Genomic DNA, 11,038 nt, shown 5'->3' with positions numbered 1-11,038 from the left:
GTCGGCCTGTTGCACGCCGAAATGCGGCTGGCCGGCTCGTTGATCATGAGCGCCGGCGACGCCAACCAGGTTCCGGCCGGCGGCGCGCTGGCCGTCGATCGCGACGGATTCGCCGATGCCGTGACGAAAAAACTCGAAGCACACCCGCTGATCACCATCCGGCGCGAGGAAGTGCCAGGTCTGCCGCCGACGGATTGGGACCAGGCGATCGTTGCCACGGGTCCGTTGACCGCCCCCGGGCTTGCCCAGTCGATCGCGGAAGCGACCGGCGCCGATGCGCTCGCCTTCTTCGACGCCATTGCGCCGATCATCCATTTCGACACGATCGACATGAATACCTGCTGGTTCCAGTCGCGCTACGACAAGGTCGGGCCAGGCGGCACCGGCAAGGACTACATCAATTGTCCGATGGACAAGGACCAGTACCTTGCCTTCGTGCAAGCGCTGGTCGACGGCCAGAAAACCGAATTCAAGCAATGGGAAGGCACGCCCTATTTCGACGGCTGCCTGCCGATCGAAATCATGGCCGAGCGCGGTGTCGAGACGCTACGCTACGGGCCTATGAAGCCGATGGGGCTGACCAATGCCCACAATCCGACGGTAAAGGCCTATGCCGTCGTCCAGTTGCGGCAGGACAATGCGCTGGGCACGCTCTACAACATGGTCGGTTTCCAGACCAAGTTGAAGCATGCCGAGCAGGTGCGCATCTTCCGCACCATACCGGGTCTCGAAAACGCTGATTTCGCCCGTCTCGGCGGCCTGCACCGCAACACCTACATCAACTCGCCGACCTTGCTCGACGCTTCGCTGCAACTGAAGTCGCGGCCCGGCCTGCGTTTCGCCGGCCAGATCACCGGCTGCGAAGGCTATGTCGAAAGTGCGGCCATCGGCCTGCTCGCCGGCCGCTTCGCCGCAGCGGAGCGGCTCGGCCTTGCTCCGTCCCTGCCGCCGCTGACCACGGCCTTCGGCGCTCTGCTCAACCACATCACCGGCGGTCATATTGTCTCCGATGACGAGCCGGGAAAGCGCTCATTCCAGCCGATGAACGTCAATTTCGGCCTGTTCCCACCTGTCGAAGCTCCGAAGGCCGAGGGCAAACGCATGCGCGGCAAGGACAAGACCGTTGCCAAGCGGCACGCCATCACATCGCGTGCACGCGCCGATTGCCGGCACTGGCTGGGACTTCCGGCGCAACCGGAAACGGCCGAAGCGGCGGAATAAACAGCTTCGCGTTCTGATTGGACCCCATGATCCGGGACAAAGTCGAAGACGGCTCCTTCGGTTCGGCCAGTGAAGTCATCCGCGCCGCCCTGCCTTCCAGCGCGAGGAGGAAGAGCACGCTGAACGCATGGCGTCCATCAGGGCGCGGGTGAAGGCGTCGATCGAAGACAAAAGCCCCGCTGTTCCGCTCGATGAGGCGATCGACCGGGTAAAGAGCCGGATTTCGCAACTGGCGAGAGAGAGCGATGATCCAGCGTCCCGCCGTCGTTCTTAGCGAAAGCGCGATCTCCGATCTTGAAGCAATTGGCGCCTACATCCTTGAGAGCAGCGGCAGCGAAAACATCGCCAACGGTTTCGTGGATCGGATAGAAGAGCGCTGCCAGAGTATCGGCAATGCGCCTTGTGGCGGTCGCTCGCGCGACGATATCGTTCGGGGATTACGACCCGTCCCATTCCGAGCATTCCGCCGTCATCACCATCTGATCGAGAACGATGTCATCCGCATCGTCAACATCTTCTATGGCGGTCGCGACTATGAGACGCTGATGCGCGACGGCGGCTCGAACGAACCATCCTGAGGCGATATCATTCAGCCGGCTCGACACCAGCCATCGGCAACCCAGGCTTGCCGGCCTCATCAGGATTTCGCCTGACATAGGCCGCCTTCAAACTCTCCGAGGTTTCGCGCGAGCCGTCATGGCTCCAGCCGGGAGGCTTGATCAGATAGTTCAGGCGATCGCTCAAGGTCAGACCGGGCGCAAAGGCATCCCTGAACATGCCGATCCATTCATGGAATGCCACTTTCAGCGGATTGAAGGTGCCGAGATTCCTGACGATGCCGTAGCGCGGCCGGTCTTCTTCCAGTTCCCCGACGAAGGTGCCGAACATGCGGTCCCAGATGATCAGCGTGCCGGCATAGTTGGCGTCGAGATAGCGCGGATTGGTGGCGTGGTGGACGCGGTGGTGTGAGGGCGTGTTGAAGACGAACTCGAACCAGCCCCACATCTTGCCGATGGTCTCGGTGTGGATCCAGAATTGCCAGACCAAATTGAAGCCGAAGGTGAAGGCAATCACCGCCGGGTGGAAGCCGAGCAGCACCAGCGGCGCCTGCAGCACGAACATGAAGGTGAACAGGCCCGTCCAGCTCTGCCGCAGCGCCGTCGACAGATTGTAGTGCTGGCTGGAATGGTGGTTGACGTGTTCGGCCCACACCCAGCGCACCCGGTGCGCGATGCGGTGATAGAAATAGTAGCGCAGATCATCGAGCAGGAAGGCCACCAGAAAGACCCAGATCGACAGGCCGAGATTGAAGACGCGGAACTGCCAGAGCCACAGCAACGCCCAGTAGGACACGACGCCAAGCAGCAGCCCGGCAACGACATTGCCGGTACCCATCATCAGGCTGGTCAATGTGTCGCGCGTTTCGAACGAACCCTTGGCACGGCCGGTGCGCACCAACCAAAGCTCGATCAGGATCGCGACAACGAAGAACGGGATGGCCAGTTGAGTGACCTGCGGAAAATTGTAGTCGTCCATCATGCCGCCTCTCCGCCGAAACTCTGCGGCTCAAGCGCCTTCAGCAAGCCTTGCGCATCCGTTGCGCTGGCAAAGCGGAAGCGGCCGCCCTTCCAGGTGAAATCGGCGAGCCGCAGCGAGACCGTATTCCCGTCTCCAGTGTCCAAAATCGTGACATCTTGAGGCGTGACGATGCGGGTCAAGAAGCAGTCGCCTACGCTGTGAACGATCCCGAAGCGCCCTCGCCCGATATCCAGGAACGCGGTCCCGGCATCTGCTGTCAGGCGGACTGCCGCCACGATCTCGTCGGGAAAATCCTCGGCGAACCGGCTCTTCGCATGATCTGCGCCACTGAGCGTCGCCGTCTTGCTGCCGCCAGTGAAATGCACCGCGGCAACCGACAGCGCGATGCCAAGGGCGACGATCGCAACCAGCAAAGGCAAGCTCATTGAATGGGTATCTCCTCCGGCCGGCCTGTCGTCTATGGCGACAGTTTTGGCGCGGAGACTTCTTAGCACGGTTGACGTTTACGTCAAAGTGCTGGCCAACCCTTGCTCGCGCGGCGCAGCAACAGCCAATGCCGGCGCAAGGCCGAGAGCCGCGCCACGCCTTCGAGCGGCGAGCCATTCTCCATCTTGCCGAGATAGGCGCGTGACAGGGCAAGTGGCAGGAATGCCGGACGCAGCGAGACCGGCAGAGCCGGTGCGCCCCTCTCGAAGGCGGAAAGATGTTCCCGTGCCAGCGCCATCATCGCTGCCACCGCGCGTTTGGCGCCGGGTCCGCCGTCGCCGGTGACGAATTCTTCCGGCGACGATCCCGCTGCCGCCAGAATGTCGGCCGGGACAAAACATTGTCCGCGCTGGCGGTGCAGCGGCAACAGCAGCAGCAGGCCGGTCATCGCCTGTGCGCAGCCTGCCCTGCCCGCCAGTTCGGCAAAGCGCGGCGCCTCGCCGGGGTCGAGCACCATCGCCGCAAGCTGGATGAGTGCTGCGGCCGTCTCGCCGCAATAGCCTTCCAGATCGGTGCGCGACGGCATCGGGTCGTCGTAGAGGTCGAAGATGCGCGCATCGAGCATGTTCTCGAAGGCCGGCTTCGGCAGGCCGAATGTCGCTATCGTAGCGTTCACGGCTTCGGCAGTGGGATGGCCGGCGCCGGCCTCGCCGCCGGCGGCAATGACATCGCGCCACCATTGCAGCCGCACCTCGCCCGGTAGCGCCTCATGGATGCGATCGCGAATACCTGATATCTCCGCGTTGAAGGCGTAGAGCGAAAACAGCGCGTAGCGCTTGCCGTCCGGCGCGTAGAGCGCGGTCAGATAACGATCATGATCGGCGGCGCGCACCGCGTCCATGACGATTTCAGCGCTTCGAGACATGTCAATCGACGGCAATGAGCGCGGCGGCCACGGCGCGCTCTTCCGCCAGAAGGACATTGTAGGTCCGCACCGCGGCCCCCGTCGACATCGGGTCGGATGCAACGCCGGCGGCCTTCAGCGCGGCCCGCAATGCAGCGGGCAACGGCCGAAGATCCCTGCCCATGCCGACCAGCAGGATCTCGATCTTGTCGGCCTCGGACAGCAGCCTGTCAAAATCCGCCACCGTCAGCGCCAAGGGGTCCACCGGCTCCCAGCCATGGATGCCGGATGGCAGACAGAGCAGCGAACCGCGATGCGACATGTCGGCAAAGCGGAATCCGCCATTGCCGTAGGCTTCGATCGGCGCGCGGCCCGGGAAATGCGCCTCGCGGATGACGATGCCTTTGCTGGTCACCGTTAAACCTCTTCGGGGGCGCGCGTCAGGTCGCGACCGCCTTGCCGCCATTGACCGGCTTCTCCTCGTCGGCCGTAGCCTGCGGCCGCAGTTTGAACAGGATCAGCAGCGGGGCGGCGATGAAGATCGACGAATAGGTGCCGAAGATGACGCCGAACAGCATGGCCATGGTGAACGAGCGGATCACCTCGCCACCGAACAGAACCAGCGCCAGCAGCGCCAGGATCGTCGTCACCGAGGTCAGCGTCGTTCTCGACAGCGTCTCGTTGATGGCGTTGTTCAGGAGTTGCGGCAGCGGCATGCGCTTGTATTTTCGCAGATCCTCTCGGACACGGTCATAGACCACGATCGTATCGTTCAGCGAATAGCCGATGATCGTCAGGATCGCCGCCAGTGACGACTGGTTGAACTCCAGCCCGGAGATGACGAAGAAGCCGAGCGTCATGACCACATCGTGCACCGTCGCCACGATGGCGCCGACCGCGAACTGCCATTCGAAGCGGAACCAGACATAGATCAGGATACCGAGCAGCGCGATCAGCATGGCGATCGTGCCTTGCTTGGCGAGCTCGCCGGACACGGTCGGTCCCACCACTTCGACGCGGCGGAAGTCATAATTATCCTGCAGCTCGCCGCGCACCTTGTCGATGACGGTCTGCTCGGCATTTTCGCCACCATCCTGCGTCCCGACGCGGATCAGCACGTCGTTCGGCGTACCGAACTGCTGCACCTGGACTTCGCCGATGTTGAGTTCGGTCAGCCGCGCGCGGAGGTCGGCGAGATCGGCATTGCCGCTCTTGGCCTGCACTTCGATCAGCGAACCGCCCTTGAAATCGATGCCGTAGTTGATGCCGACGGTCATGAACAGCACCACCGACAGGATCGAAAGTGCGCTGGACAGCGTGAACGTCCAGCGACGGATGCCCATGAAGGGGATCTTGGTGCCGGGCGGAACGAAGGTCACCGGCGCCTTCGGCAATTCCTTCGGGCGAGCCCGGCGCAGCCAGATCGAGACCAGCAGACGGGTGAAGGTGAAGGCGGTGAAGACGGTCGTCAGGATGCCGATGGCATAGGTGATGGCAAAGCCCTTCACCGGACCGGTACCAAGATAGAACAGGACCACGGTGGCGATCAGCGAGGTGATGTTGGAATCGACGATGGTCGCCAGCGCCTTGGTGAAACCGGTATCGATCGCCTGGATGACCGAGCGGCCGGCGCGCCGCTCCTCGCGGATGCGTTCGTAAATCAGCACGTTGGAATCGACCGCCATGCCGATGGTCAGCACGATACCGGCGATGCCAGGCAAGGTCAGCGTCGCGCCAAGCAGCGAGAGCACGCCGACGATCATCGCCACGTGCACCGCCAGCGCGATGTTGGCGAGGAAGCCGAGGAAGCCGTAGGCGACGAACATGAAGGCAACGACGAGGATAGAACCGATGATGCCGGCGACCTTGCCGGCATGGATCGAATCCTGGCCAAGGCCCGGACCAACGGTACGCTCCTCGATGACGGTTAGCGTCGCCGGCAGCGCGCCGGCGCGCAGCAGCACGGCGAGATCGTTGGCGCTCTGGGCGGTGAAATTGCCGGAGATCTGGCCGGTGCCGCCGAGGATCGGCTCGCGGATCTGCGGCGCCGAAATCACCTGGTTGTCGAGGATGATGGCGAACAGCTTGCCGACATTTTGCGCCGTGGCCTGGCCGAAGCGCGCCGCCCCTTTCGAATCGAAGCGGAACGACACCACCGGCTCGTTGTTCTGCGAATTGTATGTCGCCTGTGCGTCAACGAGGTTTTCGCCCGAGACGATGACACGGTTCTCGATCAGATACGGAACCGGCGGATCGTCCTGCGAATACAGCACCGACGAGCCGGCAGGCGGACGGCCGTTGAGCGCGTCCTGCACCGGCATCGACTGGTCGACCATCTGGAAGGTCAGCTTGGCGGTCTGGCCGAGGATTTCCTTCAGCCTTTGCGGGTCCTGAAGACCCGGCACCTGGACGAGGATACGGTCGTCGCCCTGCCGCTGCACGATGGGTTCGGTCGTGCCGAGTTCGTTGACGCGGCGTTCGACCACCTCGATCGACTGCGTCAGCGCGGTCGACGTGCGGTATTTGATGCCGGCATCGGTGACGTTGAACTTGAGCAGGCCGGGCTCGGAATCGTCGAGCGTCATTTCCTGCACGGAACCGCCGGTGAACAGGCCGGCGGCGACCGGATCGGTCAGCGTCTTCAGCGCCGTCTTGGCGGCATCGATCTGGGCGGGATCGGTAATGCGAACCTGCAGGGTCCGCCCCGTGCCGGCAAGGCCGGTATAGCCGATCTTGGCGTCGCGCAGCAGCGTGCGGATTTCGTCGCGCGTCGTCTCCAGCCGGTCCTTGATCAGATCGTTCTGGTTCATTTCCAGCAAGATGTGCGAACCACCCTGCAGGTCGAGGCCGAGCGTCATCTGCCGCTTCGGCACCCAGTTGGGCAGTTGCGCCAGCGTGCTGGCGGAGAACAGGTTGGGCGCGGCGAGGATCACCGTGATGGCCACGGCCACCCAGATCAGGATCATCTTGAAGCGCGAGAAATACAACATATGGCGTCGTCCGTCAGAGCGTGTCCGCGGATCGCTCCGCCTAAAATTGGATTATTTCTTGGCGTTCTGGTTGGCCACCGGCTCGCCCTTGACGCGCACATCGGCGATCGTCGAGCGCAGCGCCGTCACCTTCAAGCCATTGCCGAGGTCGACCTCGAGCTCGTTGTCGTCGATCACCTTGGTCACCTTGCCGACGAAGCCGCCGCCGGTGACGACCGTGTCGCCGCGACGGACCGCGGCCAGCATCTCGCCGCGCTTCTTCAGCTGCGTGCGCTGCGGCCGGATGATCAGAAAATACATGATCACGAAAATCAGGACAAACGGCAAAATGCTGATGAACATGTCGGGAGAAGCGCCGACGCCTTGGGCGTATGCCGGTGTCACGAACATCGAGGTACTCCTGAATTTTGAAAACAGCCGCCAATCTGGCGGCCCCTTGAAATTTGGCCGGAATATAGTCGGTAAAGTTGTCAATGCAACTGCGCGGCCGGCCAAATCGGCTGCTTTTCCGGCCTGTTGAGCCGTGTTAGAGCAGGATCGCAAAAAGCGCGAGCCGGTTTCCGCAAAAAATTATGCTCGAACAAAAGGTTGCAACCGGTTTTGTATCAGGCGAAATCGGGCAGCTTCACGCCCCAAGACATCAAAAACGCGAAAACAAAAGGCAGACATGACCGACAGCAGCATTGAGGCCCTGAACCAGAAACTCGACCGGCTGATCGAAGCGGTGAGCCGCCTTGCCCCGCCGCCGGTGCCCCAAACCGACCTCCGCGAGGCCGATTGCTTCGTTTGGCAGGCCGATCCGGGCTATCTGGAACCGGTGCACAGGGTTAACCGCGTCGACATCGGACTGATCCGTGGCGTCGACCGTGTCCGCGACATCCTTGTCGACAACACCGAACGCTTCGCTGCCGGCTACCCGGCCAACAATGTGTTGTTGTGGGGCGCGCGCGGCATGGGCAAATCGTCGCTGGTCAAGGCCGTGCATGCGGAAATCAACGCCAAGGCCAGGTCCGACCTGCCGTTGAAGCTGATCGAGATCCACCGCGAGGACATCGACACGCTGCCGAAGCTGATGGGTCTGCTGAAGGCGGCGCCCTTCCGCTTCATCCTGTTTTGCGACGACCTCTCCTTCGATCACGACGACACATCCTACAAGTCGCTCAAGGCAGCGCTCGAAGGCGGCGTCGAGGGCCGCCCAGCCAATGTCATCTTCTACGCCACCTCGAACCGCCGGCATCTTTTGCCCCGCGACATGATCGACAATGAACGCTCGACCGCGATCAACCCGTCCGAAGCGGTCGAGGAAAAGGTGTCGCTGTCCGACCGCTTCGGGCTGTGGCTCGGTTTCCACAAATGTTCGCAGGACGAGTATCTCGACATGATCGACGGCTATGTCCGCCATCACGGGCTGACAATCGATCCCGACACGCTGCGCGCCGAAGCATTGGAATGGGCGACGACGCGCGGCAGCCGCTCGGGCCGCGTCGCCTGGCAGTTCACCCAGGATCTGGCTGGCCGGCTCGGCAAACCGCTGAAGGACTGATGCGTTGGATAGCGTCGCCAACGCCATCCGATGACAAGATCATTTGGGCGGCTGCGACCGCCGCAAATCACGCGGCGTTTGGCCGATCTCACGCCGCATCCAATGCGCCAGATGTGACTGGTGCGCGAAGCCCGTCAATTCCGCCACTTCGCTTGTGCTGAGATCGCCTTGCTGCAGCAGGACGCGTGCGCGTTCGACGCGACGCCGTAGCACGTAGCGGTGCAGGGTGAAGCCCGTCGCCGCCTTGAACCATGTCCGCAAGTGCGAACTGCTGGCGCCGGCAACCCGGCTCAGTCGATGGATCGACAGGGGTTCGTGCAGCGCAACCTCGATATGCTCCAGCACGCGCTTGAGTTGAGTATCCGACAATCGGCTCGCGCGATCGATATGAGGTTCACCGAGGCCAAGCAGCCTCACAGCGAGCGCGGCGCCGATGCTGTCGACAAACAACGACCCGCCCGGCGCCTTCGCATTGAGATCGCTCTCCAGTGCTCGCGCGAGGTGTTCGATGCGCTGGTCACGAAGCAGGTGACGTGTGCCGAGCGGCAATGCGCGCGCCTTGCCGCCAAGTTCGGCTGCCACCCTTTCCATCAAGGCCGGTTGTAACGCGATCTCGATCGTGTCGAACGGGGTCTCAGCCTCGAACCCACCCTCCTGACCGGCGGGCACCAGGTCGATATCGCCGGCGCGCCTGACGAAATATCGTCCAACCTCATGGCAGTAGGAGCGCGTCGCGGCACTTGCATGCACCATGATGCGATGGTGTGGCGCCCGGAGCAGACGATGGACCCCGGCTTCGACATGCCGGGAGGCCAATGTTACATCGGACGGGGATCGGGCCGGGGCGACTTGCGAGAGCATGCTTTCTCGATTCATGGCAAAACCTGTTCAAGACTTGGCAATTCCCGCGCGATTTTCAATGCCTTGGCTATGTACCTACGCCTCTCCATAAAACTTGGATGAGAGGTTATGCCATGAGTTTCTATGTTGTTGTGGGAGCAGGCCCGGTTGGTCGCGAGACCGCGCGGCTTCTGGGCGAAGAAGGCCATGATGTTGTCTTGACGAGCCGGGGTGTCGGTTCGAACGCGCTGCAAAACGTCCGGACCGTGCAGTCCGACGCCACCAATGCCGCGGAACTGGCGCGTATCAGCCGAAACGCCGACGCGATCTTCATGTGCGCCATGGCCGCCTATCACCGCTGGCCGACCGACTTCTTCCCAATCATCGACGGCACCGTGCGGGCTGCCGAAGCGGTCGGCGCGAAGCTTGTGGTGCTCGGAAATCTCTATGGCTATGGCAAAGATGCCGAAAGCCCGCTTCACTCCGACCTGTCTCTGGATCCGACTTCGAAGAAAGGAACCGCACGGACGATCATGTGGCAGCGGGCCGTCCGTGCGGACGTGCCGGCCGTCGAAGTGCGGTCCAGCGATTATCTTGGACATGGCGCGATCAGCTCTTTCTCACTGGTCGCGCTGCCCTCCATAATCGAAGGGAAACCGACGGCTTTCATCGGAAACCTCGACGCAACTCACGCCTGGTCCTTCACGAAGGACGTGGCCAGGACCCTGGTCGCTGCCTCGCGCTACACGGGCGAATGGGGACGGGCGTTCCATGTTCCATCGCAACACGCACCATCCCGGGAACTCATCCGGGCGACCGCGGCAATGCTTCACCGTGAAATTCCAGGAACACGCTCCTATTCCATCTCCGAAATGGAAGCATTGGGCATGCATGAGCTTATCGAGATGAGCTACCTCTTCGACAAACCCTTGCTGGTCGATTCCTCCGACGCGGAGACGCTTCTCGGCGTCAAGGCCAGCAGCCTTGGCGTCATGATCGCCGACACTCTGCGCGACCATCTTTGAAGCTTGAAGACTGGCGCGGCGCACCGGAACTGAAAAAGCCCGCTCCTTTCGGAACGGGCTGAGCCGGCGGGCCGGACTGGAGGTCAGACGGCCCGCAAATTGCTTTTTTTCTTCTATTCGAAACAGCCCCGACTATTCGAGATAACCGGAGGGATCGACTGGCGCCGAATTCTTGCGCACTTCGAAGTGCAGCTTCGGCGAGTCCGTCGTGCCGCTCATGCCCGACAGCGCGATCTCCTGGCCGCGCTTGACCTTCTGGCCGCGCTGCACCTCGATCGAACTGGCATGGCCGTAGACGGTGACCAGGCCGTTCTCGTGGCGCACCAGCACCGTGTTGCCGAATTCCTTGAGGCCGTCGCCGGCATAGATGACGACACCGTTCTCGGCCGCCTTGACCGGCGTGCCCGTCGGCACGGCGATATCGACGCCGTCCTTGCCCGAGCCGAAACCGGAAATCACTCGGCCGCGCACCGGCCAGCGCATCTTGCCGATGCCGGTGGCATCAGGCGCGACGGCATCGTCGGCCTCGGCCTGCTGGATGACCTTCGAA

General features: G+C 62.5%; 13 protein-coding genes. 5 read left to right on the top strand and 8 right to left on the bottom strand.

The features are described 5' to 3' along the window. The 3 genes from trmFO to EN955_RS30915 all read left to right on the top strand — a co-directional run. The coding region (gene trmFO, locus EN955_RS30925; RefSeq protein WP_127223513.1) for a methylenetetrahydrofolate--tRNA-(uracil(54)-C(5))-methyltransferase (FADH(2)-oxidizing) TrmFO at positions 1-1,221 on the top strand (1,221 nt) is incomplete at its 5' end. Between the two features lie 26 nt (positions 1,222-1,247). Next, positions 1,248-1,373, top strand: coding sequence for a type II toxin-antitoxin system ParD family antitoxin (locus tag EN955_RS35690; protein WP_224675324.1), 126 nt, complete (start codon positions 1,248-1,250; stop codon positions 1,371-1,373). A 93-nt stretch (positions 1,374-1,466) separates the two neighbouring features. Then, positions 1,467-1,799 carry a type II toxin-antitoxin system RelE/ParE family toxin gene (locus EN955_RS30915; RefSeq protein WP_050580473.1) on the top strand — a complete coding sequence of 111 codons (333 nt, stop codon included), beginning with the start codon at positions 1,467-1,469 and terminating at the stop codon, positions 1,797-1,799. A gap of 7 nt (positions 1,800-1,806) precedes the next feature. On the opposite strand, the gene EN955_RS30910 is transcribed toward EN955_RS30915, so the two are convergent. The 6 genes from EN955_RS30910 to yajC form a co-directional block, all read right to left on the bottom strand. Further along, positions 1,807-2,760, bottom strand: coding sequence for a sterol desaturase family protein (locus EN955_RS30910; RefSeq protein WP_032899314.1), 954 nt, complete (start codon positions 2,758-2,760; stop codon positions 1,807-1,809). Beyond that, a complete protein-coding gene (locus EN955_RS30905; protein WP_024503856.1) occupies positions 2,757-3,185 on the bottom strand; it encodes a hypothetical protein in 429 nt (142 codons plus the stop codon). Before EN955_RS30905 ends, EN955_RS30910 begins: the two co-directional genes overlap by 4 nt. Positions 3,186-3,268: 83 nt before the next feature. Next, positions 3,269-4,111 (bottom strand): phytoene/squalene synthase family protein, encoded by an 843-nt coding sequence (locus tag EN955_RS30900; RefSeq protein WP_024503855.1) that lies wholly within the window; start codon positions 4,109-4,111, stop codon positions 3,269-3,271. 1 nt (position 4,112) lies between these two features. Beyond that, positions 4,113-4,556 carry an Mth938-like domain-containing protein gene (locus tag EN955_RS30895; protein ID WP_050580472.1) on the bottom strand — a complete coding sequence of 148 codons (444 nt, stop codon included), beginning with the start codon at positions 4,554-4,556 and terminating at the stop codon, positions 4,113-4,115. Next, the gene (gene secDF, locus EN955_RS30890; RefSeq protein WP_013531306.1) at positions 4,531-7,080 is read right to left on the bottom strand and encodes a protein translocase subunit SecDF; all 2,550 of its coding nucleotides are present in this window, start codon (positions 7,078-7,080) and stop codon (positions 4,531-4,533) included. The genes EN955_RS30895 and secDF overlap by 26 nt, the downstream gene beginning before the upstream one ends. Positions 7,081-7,131: 51 nt before the next feature. Next, on the bottom strand, positions 7,132-7,470 hold the full coding sequence (gene yajC / locus EN955_RS30885) for a preprotein translocase subunit YajC (protein WP_013531305.1): 339 nt from the start codon (positions 7,468-7,470) through the stop codon (positions 7,132-7,134). A 277-nt stretch (positions 7,471-7,747) separates the two neighbouring features. Here yajC and EN955_RS30880 point away from each other — a divergent pair, with 277 nt between their 5' ends. Then, positions 7,748-8,623 carry an ATP-binding protein gene (locus EN955_RS30880; RefSeq protein ID WP_024503854.1) on the top strand — a complete coding sequence of 292 codons (876 nt, stop codon included), beginning with the start codon at positions 7,748-7,750 and terminating at the stop codon, positions 8,621-8,623. Positions 8,624-8,662: 39 nt separating this feature from the next. On the opposite strand, the gene EN955_RS30875 is transcribed toward EN955_RS30880, so the two are convergent. Further along, positions 8,663-9,484 carry an AraC family transcriptional regulator gene (locus tag EN955_RS30875; protein WP_024503853.1) on the bottom strand — a complete coding sequence of 274 codons (822 nt, stop codon included), beginning with the start codon at positions 9,482-9,484 and terminating at the stop codon, positions 8,663-8,665. A gap of 113 nt (positions 9,485-9,597) precedes the next feature. Between EN955_RS30875 and EN955_RS30870 the strand changes: the two genes are divergently transcribed. Beyond that, positions 9,598-10,488, top strand: a complete 891-nt coding sequence (locus EN955_RS30870) for an NAD-dependent epimerase/dehydratase family protein (RefSeq protein ID WP_024503852.1) — start codon at positions 9,598-9,600, stop codon at positions 10,486-10,488. Positions 10,489-10,620: 132 nt separating this feature from the next. Here the strand turns inward: EN955_RS30870 and EN955_RS30865 are convergent. Continuing rightward, positions 10,621-11,038, bottom strand: a 418-nt coding sequence (locus EN955_RS30865) for a M23 family metallopeptidase (RefSeq protein WP_164769932.1), incomplete at its 5' end; no start/stop codon positions are given.

The organism is Mesorhizobium sp. M7A.F.Ca.CA.001.04.2.1, assembly GCF_003998485.1.
In the GTDB taxonomy this organism is placed as follows: Bacteria; Pseudomonadota; Alphaproteobacteria; order Rhizobiales; family Rhizobiaceae; genus Mesorhizobium; species Mesorhizobium ciceri.
The sequence above is the reverse complement of the archived record's forward strand: the minus strand, read 5'-3'. Positions and strand labels throughout refer to the sequence as shown.